The 18,127-nt window shown below is 69.3% G+C and carries 11 protein-coding genes, 2 rRNA genes and 1 pseudogene; 7 read left to right on the forward strand and 7 right to left on the reverse strand.

Translation table 11 applies throughout. The features are described 5' to 3' along the window. Positions 1-20 precede the first annotated feature (20 nt). From OIU81_RS28740 to OIU81_RS28755, 4 genes are all read left to right on the forward strand, one after another. Positions 21-3,139, forward strand: a 23S ribosomal RNA gene (locus tag OIU81_RS28740). Between the two features lie 113 nt (positions 3,140-3,252). Next, a 5S ribosomal RNA gene (gene rrf, locus OIU81_RS28745) occupies positions 3,253-3,369 on the forward strand. Between the two features lie 223 nt (positions 3,370-3,592). Beyond that, positions 3,593-4,843, forward strand: coding sequence for a hypothetical protein (locus OIU81_RS28750; protein ID WP_329155623.1), 1,251 nt, complete (start codon positions 3,593-3,595; stop codon positions 4,841-4,843). Then, on the forward strand, positions 4,780-5,538 hold the full coding sequence (locus tag OIU81_RS28755) for a hypothetical protein (protein ID WP_329155427.1): 759 nt from the start codon (positions 4,780-4,782) through the stop codon (positions 5,536-5,538). The genes OIU81_RS28750 and OIU81_RS28755 overlap by 64 nt, the downstream gene beginning before the upstream one ends. 89 nt (positions 5,539-5,627) lie before the next feature. Here OIU81_RS28755 and OIU81_RS28760 read toward each other — a convergent pair whose 3' ends face one another. From OIU81_RS28760 to OIU81_RS28780, 5 genes and pseudogenes are all read right to left on the reverse strand, one after another. After that, positions 5,628-7,433: an IucA/IucC family protein gene (locus OIU81_RS28760; RefSeq protein ID WP_329152419.1), complete on the reverse strand. Its 1,806-nt coding sequence runs from the start codon at positions 7,431-7,433 to the stop codon at positions 5,628-5,630. Further along, positions 7,430-8,065 carry a GNAT family N-acetyltransferase gene (locus OIU81_RS28765; protein ID WP_329152420.1) on the reverse strand — a complete coding sequence of 212 codons (636 nt, stop codon included), beginning with the start codon at positions 8,063-8,065 and terminating at the stop codon, positions 7,430-7,432. The genes OIU81_RS28760 and OIU81_RS28765 overlap by 4 nt, the downstream gene beginning before the upstream one ends. Continuing rightward, positions 8,062-9,425 (reverse strand): annotated as a pseudogene (locus OIU81_RS28770) (lysine N(6)-hydroxylase/L-ornithine N(5)-oxygenase family protein). Before OIU81_RS28770 ends, OIU81_RS28765 begins: the two are co-directional and overlap by 4 nt. Then, positions 9,415-10,947, reverse strand: coding sequence for a pyridoxal phosphate-dependent decarboxylase family protein (locus tag OIU81_RS28775; RefSeq protein WP_329152421.1), 1,533 nt, complete (start codon positions 10,945-10,947; stop codon positions 9,415-9,417). The pseudogene OIU81_RS28770 and the gene OIU81_RS28775 overlap by 11 nt, the downstream one beginning before the upstream one ends. 154 nt (positions 10,948-11,101) lie before the next feature. After that, positions 11,102-12,367: a DUF1015 domain-containing protein gene (locus OIU81_RS28780; RefSeq protein ID WP_329152422.1), complete on the reverse strand. Its 1,266-nt coding sequence runs from the start codon at positions 12,365-12,367 to the stop codon at positions 11,102-11,104. Positions 12,368-12,541: 174 nt separating this feature from the next. Here OIU81_RS28780 and OIU81_RS28785 point away from each other — a divergent pair, with 174 nt between their 5' ends. Then, on the forward strand, positions 12,542-13,567 hold the full coding sequence (locus OIU81_RS28785) for an HAD-IIA family hydrolase (RefSeq protein ID WP_329152424.1): 1,026 nt from the start codon (positions 12,542-12,544) through the stop codon (positions 13,565-13,567). Between the two features lie 67 nt (positions 13,568-13,634). Here the strand turns inward: OIU81_RS28785 and OIU81_RS28790 are convergent, their stop codons facing one another. After that, positions 13,635-14,564: a siderophore-interacting protein gene (locus OIU81_RS28790; RefSeq protein WP_329152425.1), complete on the reverse strand. Its 930-nt coding sequence runs from the start codon at positions 14,562-14,564 to the stop codon at positions 13,635-13,637. Between the two features lie 146 nt (positions 14,565-14,710). Then, the gene (locus tag OIU81_RS28795; RefSeq protein WP_329152427.1) at positions 14,711-15,739 is read right to left on the reverse strand and encodes an ABC transporter substrate-binding protein; all 1,029 of its coding nucleotides are present in this window, start codon (positions 15,737-15,739) and stop codon (positions 14,711-14,713) included. Between the two features lie 65 nt (positions 15,740-15,804). Between OIU81_RS28795 and OIU81_RS28800 the strand changes: the two genes are divergently transcribed. Next, complete coding sequence (locus OIU81_RS28800) at positions 15,805-16,854, forward strand: FecCD family ABC transporter permease (protein WP_329152428.1); 1,050 nt, start codon at positions 15,805-15,807, stop codon at positions 16,852-16,854. A gap of 179 nt (positions 16,855-17,033) precedes the next feature. Next, on the forward strand, positions 17,034-18,053 hold the full coding sequence (locus OIU81_RS28805; RefSeq protein WP_329155430.1) for a FecCD family ABC transporter permease: 1,020 nt from the start codon (positions 17,034-17,036) through the stop codon (positions 18,051-18,053). The last annotated feature ends 74 nt before the right edge of the window (positions 18,054-18,127 follow it).

An 18,127-nucleotide genomic window follows, 5' to 3' on the forward strand; every position in this document is an offset into this window, starting at 1 on the left:
CAGTGGACGCGAGCATCTGTGGCCAAGTTTTTAAGGGCGCACGGTGGATGCCTTGGCACCAGGAACCGATGAAGGACGTGGGAGGCCACGATAGGCCCCGGGGAGCTGTCAACCAAGCTTTGATCCGGGGGTGTCCGAATGGGGAAACCCGGCAGTCGTCATGGGCTGTCACCCGCTGCTGAACACATAGGCAGTGTGGAGGGAACGCGGGGAAGTGAAACATCTCAGTACCCGCAGGAAGAGAAAACAACCGTGATTCCGGGAGTAGTGGCGAGCGAAACCGGATGAGGCCAAACCAGTCACGTGTGATACCCGGCAGGGGTTGCGTGGTTGGGGTTGTGGGAGTTCTCTTTTGCAGTCTGCCGGCTGTGAGACGAGTCAGAAACCGTTGATGTAGGCGAAGGACATGCGAAAGGTCCGGCGTAGAGGGTAAGACCCCCGTAGCTGAAACATTAACGGCTCGTTTGAGAACCACCCAAGTAGCACGGGGCCCGAGAAATCCCGTGTGAATCTGGCGGGACCACCCGTTAAGCCTAAATATTCCCTGGTGACCGATAGCGGATAGTACCGTGAGGGAATGGTGAAAAGTACCGCGGGAGCGGAGTGAAATAGTACCTGAAACCGTGTGCCTACAAGCCGTGGGAGCGTCGCACAGAGACTTGTCTCTGTGTCGTGACTGCGTGCCTTTTGAAGAATGAGCCTGCGAGTTTGCGGTATGTTGCGAGGTTAACCCGTGTGGGGAAGCCGTAGCGAAAGCGAGTCCGAATAGGGCGTTGAGTAGCGTGCCCAAGACCCGAAGCGGAGTGATCTAGCCATGGGCAGGTTGAAGCGGAGGTAAGACTTCGTGGAGGACCGAACCCACCAGGGTTGAAAACCTGGGGGATGACCTGTGGTTAGGGGTGAAAGGCCAATCAAACTCCGTGATAGCTGGTTCTCCCCGAAATGCATTTAGGTGCAGCGTCGTGTGTTTCTTGCCGGAGGTAGAGCACTGGATAGGCGATGGGCCCTACCGGGTTACTGACCTTAGCCAAACTCCGAATGCCGGTAAGTGAGAGCGCGGCAGTGAGACTGTGGGGGATAAGCTCCATGGTCGAGAGGGAAACAGCCCAGAGCATCGACTAAGGCCCCTAAGCGTGTGCTAAGTGGGAAAGGATGTGGAGTCGCAGAGACAACCAGGAGGTTGGCTTAGAAGCAGCCACCCTTGAAAGAGTGCGTAATAGCTCACTGGTCAAGTGATTCCGCGCCGACAATGTAGCGGGGCTCAAGCACACCGCCGAAGTCGTGTCATTGCAGCAATACTCCCAACGGAGGCTGTGATGGGTAGGGGAGCGTCGTGTGCCGGGTGAAGCAGCCGTGGAAACGAGTTGTGGACGGTTCACGAGTGAGAATGCAGGCATGAGTAGCGATACACACGTGGGAAACGTGTGCGCCGATTGACTAAGGGTTCCTGGGTCAAGCTGATCTGCCCAGGGTAAGTCGGGACCTAAGGCGAGGCCGACAGGCGTAGTCGATGGACAACCGGTTGATATTCCGGTACCCGCTTTGAAACGCCCAGTATCGAATCCATTAATGCTAAGGCCGTGAAGCCGGCCTGGAGTCTTCGGACAAAGGGACGTGGTGGAGCCGCCGATCCAAGGTGGTAGTAGGTAAGCGATGGGGTGACGCAGGAAGGTAGTCCAGCCCGGGCGGTGGTTGTCCCGGGGTAAGGGTGTAGGGCGTTGTCTAGGCAAATCCGGACAGCATGTGCCTGAGACCTGATGCCGAGCCGATTGTGGTGAAGTGGATGATCCTATGCTGTCGAGAAAAGCCTCTAGCGAGTTTCATGGCGGCCCGTACCCTAAACCGACTCAGGTGGTCAGGTAGAGAATACCGAGGCGTTCGGGTGAACTATGGTTAAGGAACTCGGCAAAATGCCCCCGTAACTTCGGGAGAAGGGGGGCCATTGCTGGTGATCACTTTTGCAGTGTGAGCTGGTGGTGGCCGCAGAGACCAGCGAGAAGCGACTGTTTACTAAAAACACAGGTCCGTGCGAAGCCGTAAGGCGATGTATACGGACTGACGCCTGCCCGGTGCTGGAACGTTAAGGGGACCGGTTAGTCATGATTCGTCATGGCGAAGCTGAGAACTTAAGCGCCAGTAAACGGCGGTGGTAACTATAACCATCCTAAGGTAGCGAAATTCCTTGTCGGGTAAGTTCCGACCTGCACGAATGGCGTAACGACTTCTCGACTGTCTCAACCATAGGCCCGGTGAAATTGCATTACGAGTAAAGATGCTCGTTTCGCGCAGCAGGACGGAAAGACCCCGGGACCTTTACTATAGCTTGATATTGGTGTTCGGTTCGGCTTGTGTAGGATAGGTGGGAGACTTTGAAGCGGCCACGCCAGTGGTTGTGGAGTCATTGTTGAAATACCACTCTGGTCGTGCTGGATGTCTAACCTGGGTCCGTGATCCGGATCAGGGACAGTGTCTGGTGGGTAGTTTAACTGGGGCGGTTGCCTCCTAAAGAGTAACGGAGGCGCCCAAAGGTTCCCTCAGCCTGGTTGGTAATCAGGTGTTGAGTGTAAGTGCACAAGGGAGCTTGACTGTGAGACTGACGGGTCGAGCAGGTACGAAAGTAGGGACTAGTGATCCGGCGGTGGCTTGTGGAAGCGCCGTCGCTCAACGGATAAAAGGTACCCCGGGGATAACAGGCTGATCTTCCCCAAGAGTCCATATCGACGGGATGGTTTGGCACCTCGATGTCGGCTCGTCGCATCCTGGGGCTGGAGTCGGTCCCAAGGGTTGGGCTGTTCGCCCATTAAAGCGGTACGCGAGCTGGGTTTAGAACGTCGTGAGACAGTTCGGTCCCTATCCGCTGTGCGCGTAGGAGTCTTGAGAAGGGCTGTCCCTAGTACGAGAGGACCGGGACGGACGAACCTCTGGTGTGCCAGTTGTCCTGCCAAGGGCATGGCTGGTTGGCTACGTTCGGAAAGGATAACCGCTGAAAGCATCTAAGCGGGAAGCCTGCTTCGAGATGAGGGCTCCCACCCCCTTGAGGGGTTAAGGCTCCCAGTAGACGACTGGGTTGATAGGCCAGATATGGAAGCACCGTAAGGTGTGGAGTTGACTGGTACTAATAGGCCGAGGGCTTGTCCTCAGTTGCTCGCGTCCACTGTGTGGTTCCCGGGTTGCGAACAGTCGCAATCGCTGGTTGAACCAAGTTTCACTCTTAACTAAAAAGTGTGCTTGTTCGCTAGAACCCGATAGGGTTTCGGTGGTCATAGCGTTAGGGAAACGCCCGGTTACATTCCGAACCCGGAAGCTAAGCCTTTCCGCGCCGATGGTACTGCAGGGGGGACCCTGTGGGAGAGTAGGACGCCGCCGAACAATCTTTCAGGACCCTTGGTCCCAGCGTTCATGCTGGGACCAAGGGTCCTTTTTGTTTTTGCCGAAGCGCGCCGAAGTGGTCGGTGCGCGAGAATGAATGCAGTACCGAAGACAGGAGTCACGTCGATGTCCACCAACTCTTCCGACGATCGTTCGGAGCGCCGGCCGCAGCGGCGCGACGACGGCGACCGCGGTGGTTTCCGGCGTGATGACCGGGGCGCCCGTGGCGCCAACCGTGGTGGAGACCGCGGTGGTTTCCGGCGTGATGACCGTCCGTCCGGTGGTGACCGTGGTGGGTCCCGTGGCGGTGAGCGCCGGGATGATCGCGGTGGCGACCGTGGTGGGTTCCGCAGGGATGACCGTCCGTCGGGCGGCGACCGTGGTGGATTCCGGCGTGATGACCGTCCGTCCGGTGGTGACCGTGGTGGGTACCGCGGTGGTGACCGTCGGGATGATCGCGGTGGCGACCGTGGTGGCTTCCGCAGGGATGACCGTCCGTCGGGTGGCGATCGGGGCGGGTTCCGCAGGGACGACCGCGGTGGTGACCGTCGGGACGACCGTGGCGGCGACCGCGGCGGGTTCCGCAGGGATGACCGTCCGTCGGGCGGCGACCGCGGGGGATTCCGTGGCGGTGAGCGCCGGGATGATCGCGGTGGTGACCGTGGCGGGTTCCGCAGGGATGACCGTCCGTCGGGCGGCGACCGCGGGGGCGACCGTGGTGGGTTCCGGCGTGATGATCGTCCGTCGGGTGGCGATCGGGGCGGGTTCCGCAGGGACGACCGCGGTGGTGAGCGCCGGGACGACCGCGGTGGCGACCGTGGTGGGTTCCGGCGTGATGACCGTCCGTCCGGTGGTGACCGTGGTGGGTACCGCGGTGGTGAGCGCCGTGATGATCGCGGTGGCGACCGTGGTGGCTTCCGCAGGGATGACCGTCCGTCGGGCGGTGACCGTGGTGGTTTCCGCCGTGATGATCGTCCGTCGGGTGGCGATCGGGGCGGGTTCCGCAGGGACGACCGCGGTGGTGACCGTCGGGACGACCGTGGCGGCGACCGTGGTGGTTTCCGGCGTGATGACCGTCCGTCCGGCGGTGACCGTGGTGGATTCCGTGGCGGTGACCGTCGGGACGATCGCGGTGGTGACCGTGGTGGGTTCCGCAGGGATGACCGTCCGTCGGGTGGCGACCGCGGGGGCTTCCGCAGGGATGACCGTGGCGGTGACCGGCGGGACGACCGTGGTGGGTTCCGCGGTGGTGACCGGCGTGATGACCGCGGTGGCGACCGTGGTGGGTTCCGCAGGGATGACGAGCGTGGGGGGCGCCGGCCTTATGGGGGCGGCGGGCGTGGGCGTGATGACCGGCGGGACGACCGGCGGGATGACCGGCGGGACCGGGAGCGGGAGCCGATCAAGCGGCTGCCGATTCCGGAGGACGTCACCGGTGACGAGATCGACAAGGATGTGCGTCAGGAGCTGCTGAGCCTGCCGAAGACGCTCGCCGAGGACGTCGCCAAGAACCTGGTGATGGTGGCGAAGCTGCTGGACGAGGAGCCGGAGCGGGCGTACGGGTACTCCCGGGTGGCGCTGCGGCTGGCGTCCAGGGTGGCGGCGGTGCGGGAGGCCGCGGGCTTCGCGGCGTACGCGGTCGGCAAGTACAGCGAGGCGCTGGCGGAGTTCCGCGCGGCGCGGCGGATGACCGGCAGTGTGGAGCTGTGGCCCGTCATGGCCGACTGCGAGCGCGGGCTCGGGCGGCCGGAGAAGGCGATGGCGATGGCCGGTGAGCCCGAGGTGCAGAAGCTGGACCGGGCCGGACAGGTCGAGATGCGGCTGGTCGCGGCGGGTGCCCGGCGGGACATGGGGCAGGCCGACGCGGCGGTGGTGACGCTGCAGAGCCCCGAGCTCGCTTCGAGCGCCGTGCACCCGTGGACCGCGCGGCTGCGGTACGCCTACGCGGACGCGCTGCTGGAGGTCGGGCGTGAGGACGACGCGCGTGACTGGTTCGCCAGGGCGCTGGAGGCCGACCAGGGTGGCACGACGGATGCCTCGGACCGGCTCGCGGAGCTGGACGGGGTGGAGTTCACCGACGCGCTGGACGACTCCGAGGCGGACGCGGCCGAGGGCGACGAGGCCGGCGACGACGGCGCGCAGGGCGAAGCGGGTGCCGCGCAGGGCTGAGCCGGCCGCCGCTGCCGTGGGCTGAGCTGACGAGAATGACGAAGGGCGGGACCCGTGGGGGTCCCGCCCTTCGTCATGAGTGGGGTGGGTCAGGAGGCCGGTGCGTGGGGGGCGAGCGGGTTGCGGAGGGTGCCGATGAGCTGGAGGGCGCCCGCGGGGTCCTGGAGGTCGACCATCTCCTGGTTGTTGCGCAGCTGGAGGCGGTTGAGGCAGGAGAGGGCGAACTCCTCGGCGAACAAGTCGTACCGGGCGAACTTGTCGGCGAGGTGGGGCGCGGACGCCTGGTAGTCGAGGACGCACTCGGCGACCGTGCGCCAGAAGGTGCCCTCGTCGAGGAGGCCGCGGTCGTCGAGGGTGCCGCTCAGGAAGCGGAAGAAGCAGTCGAAGACATCGGTGAAGACCGAGAGGAGCTTTTTGTCCTCGGGGACGTCGGCGCGGATGCGTTCGACGGCCGGGGGCAGGACCGCGTCGGGGTCCATGACGGCGATTTCCTCGGCGATGTCCTTGAAGACGACCCGGGCCACGGCGCCGTCCTCGAGGACCAGGATGGCGTTCTCGCCGTGGGGCATGAAGACCAGGTCGTAGGCGTAGAAGGCGTGCAGGACCGGGGTCAGGTACGCGTCGAGGTAGCGGCGCAGCCAGGTGGCGGGGGCCAGGCCGGACTCCTCGATGAGGGCCGCGGCGAAGGACCCGCCCTCGTCGTCGGTGTGGAGGAGGGACGCCATCGTGGCGAGCCGCCGGCCCGGTTCGAGGGTGGCGACGGGGCTTTCGCGCCAGAGGGCGGCGAGCATTTTGCGGTACGGGGAGCCCTTGGCGGTGGCGGCCTCGTAGGCGCGGTGGTGGTAGCCGATGGCGGCGCGCTCGCGGATGATCGAGAACCGGGCGGCCCGGAAGGTGTCGTCGGCGGCGATCAGGCGGGCGAGCCAGTCGTTGATGGCCGGGGTGGCCTCCATGTAGGAGGCGGACAGGCCGCGCATGAAGCCCATGTTGAGCACCGAGAGCGCCGTTTTGACGTAGTGGCCGGTGGGGGTGGTGGTGTTGAAGAAGGTGCGCAGGGACTGCTGGGCGAGGTAGGTGTCGTCGCCGGGGCCCAGGCACACCAGATGCTGCTGGGCGACCTCGGCGGCGAAGGTGACGGAGAGCTTGTTCCACCACTGCCAGGGGTGGGTGGGGAAGAGGTAGTAGTCGTCGGGATCGAGACCGAGGCCGGTGAGGGTGGTGGTGAAGCGGTCGCGGGTGTGGCGGGGGAGTTCGCCGCGTATCAGGGTGTCGTAGTCGAGGCCGGCGCCGGCGGTGAAGGTGGCGCGGTCGCGGCGGGCGGCCAGCCAGATCAGCTGGAGGGGGCTGGCGGTCTCCGGGGCGTAGGCGTGGTACTCGTGGATGCCGAAGCCGAGGCGGCCGTTGTTGGCGACGAAGCAGGGATGGCCCTCGGTCATCCCGGTCTCAATGTCCTGGAAGCCGGAGCGGGCGAGTTCGGCGGCGGTGGGCTGCTTCGCGGCGAGTTGGTAGGCGGTGCCGGAGAGCGTGGAGCTGATCTCCTCCAGGTAGACGGGGAGGACTGTGGCGTCGAGGCCCAGGGAGTCGCGGAATTCGAGGAAGAACTCCAGGGAGTCCAGGGGGAGTTCGGCGTCGTCGCGGTGGCGGGTGATGCTGTCGGCGTCGATCTGCCAGTGGTCCAGTGCCTGTCTGCGGGCGGCGAAGCGGTATTCGGTGGTGTCGTCGTCGCTGCGCAGCGCGTACCGGCCGTCCGGCGGCAGGCGCCTGGGGGTGAGCAGCCGTTCATGGGTGAACTCGGCGAGGGCCTTGCGCAGCAGCAGGCGGTTGGCGCGGGCCCACCGCGCGGGGGTGAGGTGGGCGACGGCTTCCTGGGCGGTGGGCCGGCCGGCGGCGGTCATCGGTGGTCTCCTCGGGTGGCCAGGAACTGCTCGCGGGTGCAGGTGCTGAGGCAGGCGTCTTTGGCGGGCAGCGAGACGGTGCGCAGGACCTCGAAGCCGACGGCCTTGTTCAGGGCCTGGACGGCGGTGTTGCGGGTGTCGGGTTCGACGACGACGCGGCGGGTGGCCGGGTCGGCGAAGAGCATCTCCATGACGGTGGTGAGCACGGCGCGGGTGAAGCCGTGCAGGGGGGTGGCGCTGGGGGCGGTGAGGAAGTGCATGCCGACGTCGCCGGGCTCGGCGGTGTGGATGCCGACCAGCTCCCGGTGGGCCGGGTCGTAGCGCTCCATGAGGAAGGCCGGGGTGCCGTGGTGCAGGCCGAGGAAGGCGTCGTGGAAGGGATCGGCGGCGATCCGGGTGAATTCCTGCTCGACGGCGGCGAGGTCGCAGTCCTGCATCAGCCAGAAGACGGCTTTGGGGTGGGTGACCCAGCCGTGCAGCAGCTCGGCGTCGGCGGCCGGATCGACGGGGCGCAGGGCGAACTCCCCGAGCGCGGCGTCGGTGCGGGTGAAGAGGGCCGGCCGCTCGCCGGGCCCGGCCTCGGAGGCGCTCGGCGGGCGCTGTCCGGGTATGCGCGCGCTGTGCTCGTTCATGCGGAGATCTCCATGGGGTGGTGCATGCCGGCGGGGGCGGCGAACTCCTGAAAGGCGATGGCCTTTTCGACCGGGTAGTGCTCGCGGCCGAGCAGCTCGCGCACCAGGCACGAGTTGCGGTAGGCGGCCATGCCGAGGTCGGGGGTGACGAAGCCGTGGGTGTGCAGCTCGGCGTTCTGCACGTAGATGCCGTGGCCGGTGGTGTCGATGCTGTAGTTACGGGCCACGTCGTAGCGGCCGGCGTCGTCCCAGGCGATGCGGTCGTGGACCGGGGCGAGGAAGTCCGGGACGCGGTAGCGGTAGCCGGTGGCGAGGATCAGGCCCTGGGTGTCGAGGGTGAAGTCCGCGCCCTGTTCCTCCTGGCGCAGGCCGAGGGTGTAGGTGCCGGCGGCCTCGTCGTGGCGGGCGTGGTGCAGGGCGGTGTTGGTGAGCAGCCTGGTGGGGACGGGGCCGCTGAGGTTCTTCTGGTAGAGCAGATCGAAGATGTCGTTGATCAGGGCGGAGTCGATGCCCTTGTAGAGGTGCTTCTGGGTGGCGTTGAGGCGGTCGCGGGTGGCGGCGGGGAGCGCGTGGAAGTAGTCCACGTACTCGGGAGAGGTCATCTCCAGGGTGAGCTTGGTGTATTCGAGGGGGAAGAAGCGCGGGGAGCGGGTCGCCCAGGTCAGGTGGTAGCCGTGGCTGTCGATGTCCTGGAGGAGGTCGTGGTAGATCTCGGCGGCGCTCTGGCCGCTGCCGATCAGGGTGATGCTCTCCTTGGCCTGGAGGGCCGCCTTGGCGTCGAGGTAGTCGGAGTTGTGCAGCAGATCGCCGCCCAGGCCCTGGCAGGGTCGGGGAGGTGCGGCGGGGTGCCGGTGCCCAGGACGAGCTTGCGGGCGCGGTGGGCGGTGACCTCGCCGGTGGGGAGGTGCTCGGCGTGGACGACGTACAGCTGCGCGGCCGGGTCGTACTCGACGGTGGTGACCCGCCGGGAGAAGCGGACGGTGTCGAGTTTGCCGGCCGCCCAGCGGCAGTAGTCGTTGAACTCCGCGCGCAGCGGATAGAAGCTCTCGCGGATGTAGAAGGGGTAGAGCCGGCCCGATTCCTTGAGGTAGTTCAGGAACGAGAAGGGGGAGGTGGGGTCGGCGAGGGTGACCAGGTCAGCCAGGAACGGCACCTGGAGATGGGTGCTGTCGAGCATCATGCCGGGGTGCCAGTCGAAGGCCGGCTTCTCGTCCAGGAACAGGCCGTCGAGTGCGTCGATCGGCTCGGTCAGACAGGCCAGGCCCAGGTTGAACGGGCCGAGGCCGATGGCGATGAAGTCGTAAGGGGCGGACACGGGGGCTCCGATGGGGTGTCGGCGGTGTGGAGGATCAGCGCGCACTGAGGGTCGGCCGGGGACGTGCGGCGAGGAAGCTGCCGGCGTGCTCGGCGATCAGATCGAGGACGGTGGCGATGTCCTCCAGCGTGGTCTCCGGGTTGAGCAGGGTGAACTTCAGGTAGTGGCGGCCGTCGACGGTGGTGCCCGCGACGATCGCGTCGCCGGAGGCGAACAGGGCTTCCCGGGCGTGCAGATTGACCCGGTCGCCGAGGTCGGGGTCCTGGTCGGTGCTGGGGACGTAGCGGAAGACCAGGGTGCTCAGCCGGGGCTCGACGACGACCTCGAAGCGGGGGTCGTCGGCCAGCAGCTTCCAGGCGTCGGCGGCGCGGTCGATGACCTCGTCGAAGAGCGCGCCGATGGCGGGGGCGCCCATGACGCGCAGGGTGAGCCAGAGCTTGAGGGCGTCGAAGCGGCGGGTGGTCTGGAGCGATTTGTCGACCTGGTTGGGGATGCGCTGTTCCACCATCCGGCGCGGGTTGAGGTAGTCCGCGTGGTAGGTGACATGCCGCAGGGTGGCGCGGTCGCGGACCAGGACGGCGCTCGAACTGACCGGCTGGAAGAAGGACTTGTGGTAGTCGACGGTCACCGAGTCGGCGTGCTCGATGCCGCCCAGCAGCTCGCGGCGGCGGGAGACCAGCAGGCCGCAGCCGTAGGCGGCGTCGACGTGCATCCAGGCGCCGTACCCGGCGCACAGGCCGGCGATCTCGCGGAGCGGGTCGATCGAGCCGAAGTCGGTGGTGCCGGCCGTCGCGACGACGGCCATGGGTATCAGGCCCTCGCGGCGGCAGCGCGCCAGTTCCGCGGCGAGGTCGGTGGTGCGCATCCGCTTCTGCTCGTCGCAGGGGACGGCGATGACGGCGTCCGCGCCCAGGCCGAGGAGGGTGGCCGCTTTGTGGATGCTGAAGTGGCTGCAGGCGGAGGTGAGGATGCGCAGCCGCGGCAGGATGTCGCAGGGCCGGGCGTCGTCGGGCAGCTCGCCGCCGGTGAGCGCGCGGCGGCAGGCCTCGTCGCGGGCGAGCAGCATGGCCTGGAGGTTGGACTGGCTGCCGCCGCTGGTGAAGATGCCGTCGGCCCGCTCGCCGAGGCCGATCCGCTCGGCCGTCCAGTCGATCAGCCGGCGCTCGATGAGGGTGCCGCCGGCGCTCTGGTCCCAGGTGTCCAGGGAGGAGTTGACGGCGGAGAGCACGGCCTCGCCGACCAGGGCGGGGATCACCACGGGGCAGTTGAGGTGGGCGAGGTAGCGCGGGTGGTGGAAGTAGACGGCGTCGCGGAGGTAGACGTCCTCGAGTTCGTCGAGCGCGGCGGCCGCGTCGTACAGCGGTGCGTCCAGGTCGACGCCGGAGACGGTGGGGGTGAGGCCGTCGACGGTGACGCCGGTGAACGGGCGGGTGGTGCCGGCGATTTTGGCGCTGATCCGGGTGACGGTCTCGGTGACCGCGCGGTGGTAGTGGTGCGCCGTGCCGTTGTGGAGCAGATGTGTCCGGCTGTCGGCCGGATCCTCGGTGGGGTGTGCGAGGAGACTCATGACGAAGTCCTCCCTGGTGCGGAGTTGACCACGTTCTGCGCAGGGTGGGGTGTGCGCAGGGGCAGGGAGGCCCGCCCGCGACGTGGTTAGGTAAGCCTAACCTAACTCGATCGCGGGAGGGGTGTGCGGTGCCGCGGCGCGGCGGCGCGGGGGTTCAGTTGCCGGTGTCGTCCAGGGTGCGCAGGACCAGGCCGGTGGCGGGCTTGGGGCCGAAGGACGTGGACTTCCGTGGCATCGTCACGCCCCGCTCCGCGAGCTGACGGACCGTCTCCTCGGAGGTGGCGCGCATCAGGACCGCGGTGCCGCCGTGCCGGGCGGCCTGTTCGACCGCGGCCCCGGTGTGATGCAGATAGCCGATGTCCGACGGGTGGTCGGGGATGTGCCAGACCTCGTCCAGCAGAACGGAGTGCAGCACCGTGGCGTCCAGCTGCCGCCAGGCCTCGGGCCGGTCCCGGCGGATCGTACGGTCCAGCAGAGCGGGGTCGGGGCGGTCCAGCAGATGGAAGGAGTCCGGGCCGCCGGCGAGGACGAAGGCGGTGCCGGGCGTCTCCTCCAGCGCCTCCAGAGCGGCGGACAGCTCGCCCGGGAGCGTACGGGCACGGAAGGAACCGGCCAGGTCCGCCAGCGCCTTGGCCGGCGGCAGATGCGGCAGTACCCGGTGGATGGCACGGACCTGGAGCGGATAGCGGGCGGTGTCGACCAGCAGCACCAGGCCGGACGCCCAGGGGGAGGCGTCGCCGGCGCCGGGCTGCTGCTCGTACAGCCGCTGGTAGGTCGCCCAGCGGTGGTGGCCGTCGGCGATCAGGGCCTGCCGGCCGGTGAGATCGTCGTCGACGGCGGCGAGATCGGCGGGGTCGGTGAGCGCCCACAGGCGGTGCGCGAAGCCGTCCTCGGTGACGGTCGCGAGCAGCGGATCCTCCTGCACCACGCGCTCGATGACCGCGGCGGCGCCGGTCGCGGTGCCCTGGCCGCGGTAGGACAGCAGCAGCGGTTCGAAGTTGGCGGCCGCCGCGCGCATCAGCGCGGCCCGGTCCTCGACCACCTCCGGGATGACGCCCTCGTGCGGCAGCACCGGGCCGTCCAGCCGCAGCGCCCCGATCAGTCCGCGCTGCAGCACCGCACCGGCGCGCTGCTCGTAGACGTACAGTGCGGGCTCGGCGTCCTGCCTCAGCACGCCCTCCGCGCGCCAGCGGCGCAGGGTGTCGGCGGCCTGGCGGTGGCGGGTGGTGGGGTCCGGGGCGTGCGGGAGGATCAGCCGGACGATGTTGTACGGATCGGCGGTCTCCAGATGGCGCACGCCGTCCGGCCGGACCACCACGTCGTACGGCGGGGAGGTCACGGCGGTCAGGCTGCTGACGCGGTCCCGGTCGTAACGCAGTCCGCGGAACGGGAGGAGGCGGAGGCCGTCGGTACGGGTCATTGAAGAATGCTATGCCGCCCGGCCGATGAGGGAAGATCGGGGGACAGCCGGTGCATGGCTGGAAATACCGGTAGGTGCCAAGCGGAGGGCCGCGCACCGGTCCCGGGCGGCGAGTGCGCCCCCGGCGGGGCGGCGGATCCTTCGCGGACGCGTGGGAGCGAGGAGCGAGACGGCATGAACGAGCAGATTCGCAGGCAGCCCGACGGGTGCCGGCGCGCGCTGAGCGAGGCGTATGACACCGCGCTGCTGGATCTGGACGGGGTCGTCTACGCCGGCGGACAGGCCATCGCGCATGCGGTCCCGTCGCTGACCACCGCACGGGACGGGGGGATGCACCTCGCCTATGTGACCAATAACGCCGCCCGGACACCGCAGGCCGTGGCCGGCCAGCTGTCCGGTTTCGGGTTGCCGACCGGTGCCGAGGACGTGATCACCTCGGCGCAGGCGGTCGCCCGGCTGATCTCCGAGCAGGTGCCGCCGGGCGCGCGGGTGCTGGCGATCGGCGGCGAGGGGCTGCTGGTGGCGCTGCGCGAGCGCGGTCTGGAGCCCGTCACCTCCGCGGACGACGATCCGGCGGCGGTGGTGCAGGGCTTCGACCCCACGCTGGACTGGACGCGGCTGGCGGAGGCGGCGTACGCGGTGCAGCGCGGGGTGCCGTGGTTCGCGTCCAACACCGATCTCACCATCCCCAAGGAGCGCGGGATCGCCCCGGGCAACGGCGCGTTGATCGAGGCGGTGCGGATCGCGGCGGGAGGATCGCCGCAGGTGGCGGGCAAGCCGCAGCCGCCGATGCACCGGGAGACGGTACTGCGCACCGGCGCGCGGCGGCCGCTGGTGATCGGCGACCGGCTCGACACGGACATCGAGGGCGCCTGCAACGGCGGGGTCGACTCGCTGCTGGTGCTCACCGGCGTCACCACCCCCGCCGCGCTGCTGGCCGCCCCGCCGCCGCACCGTCCCGCGTATGTGGACGCGGATCTGCGCGGACTGCTCACCCCGCAGCCCGAGGTGACCGCGGACGGGGACGGCTTCCGGTGCGGCGGCTGGCGGGCCGAGGTGTCCGGGGACACCCTCGCGGTGACGGGCGAGGGGACCCCGCTGGACGGGCTGCGGGCCCTGTGTGCGGCGGCCTGGACCGCTGCGGGGAACGGCAGTTGCGGGGCGGACGCGGGCAAGGCGCTGGCCCGGATCGGGGTGTGAGGGCCGGGCCCCGGCGGTGCGCCCCGGCCGTTGTGGGCCCTCGACCGCGGCGTCGCGTGCGGGCGGCTCAGCCGTCCTGGCGCGTGGCCGCCGTGGCCGTCAGCTCCGCGATCAGGTCCTCCTCGGTGGCGCCGCGCCGCCAGTAGCCGGTGAACGTGACGGCCCGGCGGTCGAGGCCGCGCTCGCGGACCAGATGGCGGCGCACCGCCTTGACGGTCCCGGCCTCGCCGGCGACCCAGGCGTAGGGGGTGCCCTCGGGCAGGTCGGCGGCGCGCAGCGCGTCGAGCACCGGCGCACCCGGTGCGGCACCCGCCCCGTCGCGGACCAGCCAGGTGAGGTCGGTGTCGGCGAAGGACGGCAGCTGCTGCCGGTCGTCCTCGTGCGCGATCTCGATCCACACCTTGGCGCGGGTGCCGGGGGAGAGCCAGGACAGGATGCCGGCGATCGCGGGCAGCGCCGTGGTGTCGCCGGTGAGCAGGATCCAGTCGGTGCCGTCCGGCGGCCGGAAGTCGACCCCGCCGTTGTCCTCGACGGCCGGGGCGAGCACGGTCAGCCGGTCGCCGGGCCGGGCCCGGGCCGCCCATCGGGAGGCCGGTCCGCCCGCGGTGGTGGGGGCGCCTCCCTGCTCGAACGGAGTGGAGAGCTTGGGGGAGGCGCCCGGCTCCGCGCCGTGCAGGGCGAAGTCGACATCGAACTCCGCCGGGTCGTGGCGCTGTTCGCGGATCGTGTACGAACGCATCACCGGCCGCTCGGCCGGATCCTGCGCCCGCCAGGAGGTGTACCAGCCGTCGCCGGTGTCGTGGAGGACCGGGCGGTCCTGGTGGGGTTGCGGGAGGAAGAGCTTGAAGCGCTGGTCGCGACCGCCGGAGGCGAGCTGGGCCAGCCGTTCGCCGCCGAAGGTGACCCGCACCATGGACGGCCCCAGCCGCCGGGCGCGGACGACCTGGACCTCGAAGAAGCGGAACGGCGTGGTGGCGGGGGCGGCGGTCGTGGTCATGCGGGGAACCTCCCGGGACGGACTGCGGTGGTGCGACGGTGGGGGTGCGGGGCGGTGGGTGTGCGGTGCTGTCGCGGCGGAGTGCGCCGGCCGGGTGGGCGGCCGGGGTGGCCGCGACCCGGCCGCCAAGTCGCCGCAGCCGTACGTCAGTTGACCTTCCTGGCGCTCTCGATCGCCTTGGTGAGCGACTCGATGAGCGGGGCGGCGCCCGCGTAGGAGAAGCGCGGCTCGCTCGACCACGGGGTGATCTGGTGGGCCTTGACGGCCGGCAGCTTGGCCCAGGAGGGCTTGGCGGCCAGGTCCTTGGGCTGGAGGGTGGCGGTCCGGTTGTCCAGCAGCAGGACATCGGCTCGGTACTTGTCGGCGTTCTCCCAGCTCAGGCTCTCGAAGTAGCCTTGCTTGTCCAGGTGGTCGGGGACGACCAGGTCGACGCCGAGGGACTTGTAGTACATGAGGTCGGCGTTGATGCCCGGGTTGGAGGCGTAGAAGAGATCCGGGCTGCCGGAGCAGGCGAGCACCTTGACCGGGTGCGCCTTGGCGGCCTTGCGCAGCGACTCGGAGGCCCTCTCGAAGCGGGCCTTGGCGTCGGTGACCTTCTTGGCGCGGAGGTCGGCGCCGAGCGACTCCGCCAGCTCGGCACAGCGCTCGATGATCTTGATGAGCGGAGTGCGGGACGAGGTGAGGGCCACCGTCTTCGCGAGCGAGGTGATCTTGTCCTTGCTGTCGTCCGGTACGAACCACAGCGCGCCCGGCTCGTACATGTTGGTGACCAGCAGATCGGGGCGCAGGGACGCGTATTTCTCGACGTTGAACTGGTTGTAGGCGTTGCCCAGGATGGTGACCTTCTGGATGTCCAGGTCACCGGCCTGCGGGTCGGGCTTGCCGTTCTTCAGCCTGGTGGGGCCGAAGACGCCGACGATCTGGTCGTCGATCCCGAAGTCGTGCAGCGCGGCCGCGGTGCCGGTGAAGGCGACGATGCGCCGCGGTCTGCCCGCCAGGGACACCTTCTTCCCGCGGTCGTCGGTGAAGGTCCAGGAGCCTTTCCCGCCGGCGCCGTTGGTGCCTCCCGGCCCCTTGCCCCCGCCACAGGCGGCCAGCAGGGCACCGATACCGACGGCGCCGCCCGCGGCCAGGATGCCGCGACGGGACAAAGAGGTGCTTCGGGAGGAACTCATGGTGGCTGCGCTTCTCTCTGGGAGGGCCTGCACGGAGCGTGTGAGGGTAGGCTAACCTAACTAACGTGTTGGTTGACAGTCCCCCCGAAGCACCGGCCGCCCCGGCCCCGGTGCCACCACGGCGACGGCAGGCCCTGCGCTTTGCGGGGCTGGTCGCCTCCGTGGCCGTACTGGCCGTCGTCGCCGTCCTCGGCATCGCCGTCGGCGCGAAACAGATCCCCCTCGACCAGGTGTGGCACGGGGTGTTCCACTACTCCGGCTCCGACACCGATGTGGTCATCCGCGATGTCCGCTTCCCCCGCACCCTGCTCGGCCTGCTGGTCGGCGCCGCCCTCGGCCTGGCCGGCACGGTCATGCAGGCGCTGACCCGAAATCCCCTGGCGGACCCCGGAGTTCTCGGCATCAACGCCGGCGCCTCGGCCGCGGTCGTCACCGCCATCAGCTTCTTCGGTGTCACCTCGCTGGCCGGCTATGTGTGGTGGGCGTTCGCCGGCGCCGCGGCGGTCTCCGTCGCGGTGTACGTCCTCGGCGGCACCCGCAGCGCCACGCCGGTCCGGCTCGCCCTCGCCGGCACCGCGCTGACCGCCGTCCTCGTCGGCTACATCAACGCGGTCAACCTGCTGGACACCGCGGCGCTGGACAAGATGCGCTTTTGGACGGTGGGTTCGCTGGCCGCGGCCACCCTGCCGACGGTCACCCGGATCGCGCCGTTCCTGGCGGTGGGCGCCGTCCTCGCGCTGCTGCTCGCCCGGCCGCTGAACGCCCTCGCGCTCGGCGACGACCAGGCGCGGGCGCTGGGCACCCGGCTGACCCGCACCCGGGTGCTGGCGATGCTCACCGTCACCCTGCTGTGCGGCGGGGCGACCGCCGCCTGCGGCCCGATCGTCTATGTGGGCCTGATGGTTCCGCATGCCGTACGGGCGCTCACCGGACCCGATCTGCGCTGGATCCTGCCGTACTCCGCGGTGCTCTCACCGGTGCTGCTGGTCGGTGCGGATGTGCTCGGCCGGGTGGTGGCCCGGCCCGGCGAGCTACAGGTCGGCATCGTCACGGCTCTCGTCGGCGGGCCGGTCTTCATCTTTCTCGTACGGCGTCGGAGGATGGCCCAGCTGTGAGCGCGACCGTGAAATCCGGACAGACCACCGAGCAGACCACCGGGCAGAACACCGCGCAGAACACCGCGCAGAACACCGCGCAGAACACCGCGCAGAACACCGGGCAGAACACCGGGCACGACGCCGAACAGGCGCGGAAGAAGAAGGCCGGAACGGGAGCGGCCCGGCGGGCCTGGACGGTGCGCACCGCGGGCGGGCTCTCGCTGCGCCTGGCCCCGCGCGCCCTGTGGACCGGACTGCTGCTGCTGGCCCTCGCGCTGGCCGCCGGCGTCGCGCTGATCGGCTCCGGCGATTACCCGATGACCCCGGCCGAGGTGATCGCCACCCTGAGCGGCGGCGGCGACGCCGGCCAGCGGTTCATCGTGCAGGACCTGCGGCTGCCGCGGGTGCTGGTGGGGCTGCTGGTCGGCGCCGCGTTCGGGATGTCCGGGGCGGTCTTCCAGTCCGTCTCCCGCAATCCGCTGGGCAGTCCGGACGTCCTCGGCTTCGCCCAGGGCTCGTCCGTCGGCGCTCTGGTCGTCATCGTCTTCTTCCAGGGCGGCAGTTTCGCGGTCGCCGCCGGAGCGGTCGTCGGCGGCCTGGTCACCGGTCTCGCCATCTTCCTGCTCGCCTGGCAGCGCGGCATCCACGGCTACCGCTTCGTGCTGGTCGGCATCGGAGCCGGCGCGATGCTCTACGCGGTGGTGCTCTACCTCCTGACCAAGGCGAACATCGTCGAGGCGACCCGGGCCACCACCTGGATGACCGGGTCCCTCAACGGCCGTGACTGGGGCCAGGTCTGGCCGCTGGCCGCCGTCTGCGCCGTCCTCGTGCCGCTGCTGCTGGGCCACGGGCGCGGGCTGCGCATGCTGGAGATGGGCGATGACGCGGCCTGCGCGCTGGGCGTACGGGTCGGCCGGGTCCGCGTCGTCGTGCTGATCGCGGCGGTCGTGCTGGTCGCCGCGGCCACCGCCGCGGCCGGGCCGATCTCCTTCGTGGCGCTCAGCGCACCCCAGCTGGCCCGCCGGCTCACCAGGGCGCCCGGCCCCAACCTGCTGCCCTCCGCCCTGATGGGAGCCGTGCTGCTGGTCGCCGCCGACTGGTCCTCACAGCGGCTCTTCGGCGCGGACCAGCTGCCGGTGGGGGTGCTCACCGGCATCCTCGGCGGCGGCTACCTGCTGTGGCTGCTGGCCACGGAGCGCAGGGCGGGACGGATATGAGCGGCGCAGCGGCCGGACCCCGCCGCCGGACGGCCCGGACGACGGTGCGGTCCGTACCGGAGCACAGCAGTGAC

Origin of the sequence: Streptomyces sp. NBC_01454 (assembly GCF_036227565.1) — a bacterium.
In the GTDB taxonomy this organism is placed as follows: domain Bacteria; phylum Actinomycetota; class Actinomycetes; order Streptomycetales; family Streptomycetaceae; genus Streptomyces.

What these genes read in the sequence shown, in the direction of transcription:
- OIU81_RS28760 (WP_329152419.1), bottom strand. Translation starts at nt 7,433, where the DNA reads ATGACCGCCGCCGGCCGGCCCACCGCCCAGGAAGCCGTCGCCCACCTC.
- OIU81_RS28765 (WP_329152420.1), bottom strand. Translation starts at nt 8,065, where the DNA reads ATGAACGAGCACAGCGCGCGCATACCCGGACAGCGCCCGCCGAGCGCC.
- OIU81_RS28775 (WP_329152421.1), bottom strand. Translation starts at nt 10,947, where the DNA reads ATGAGTCTCCTCGCACACCCCACCGAGGATCCGGCCGACAGCCGGACA.
- OIU81_RS28780 (WP_329152422.1), bottom strand. Translation starts at nt 12,367, where the DNA reads ATGACCCGTACCGACGGCCTCCGCCTCCTCCCGTTCCGCGGACTGCGT.
- OIU81_RS28785 (WP_329152424.1), top strand. Translation starts at nt 12,542, where the DNA reads ATGAACGAGCAGATTCGCAGGCAGCCCGACGGGTGCCGGCGCGCGCTG.
- OIU81_RS28790 (WP_329152425.1), bottom strand. Translation starts at nt 14,564, where the DNA reads ATGACCACGACCGCCGCCCCCGCCACCACGCCGTTCCGCTTCTTCGAG.
- OIU81_RS28795 (WP_329152427.1), bottom strand. Translation starts at nt 15,739, where the DNA reads ATGAGTTCCTCCCGAAGCACCTCTTTGTCCCGTCGCGGCATCCTGGCC.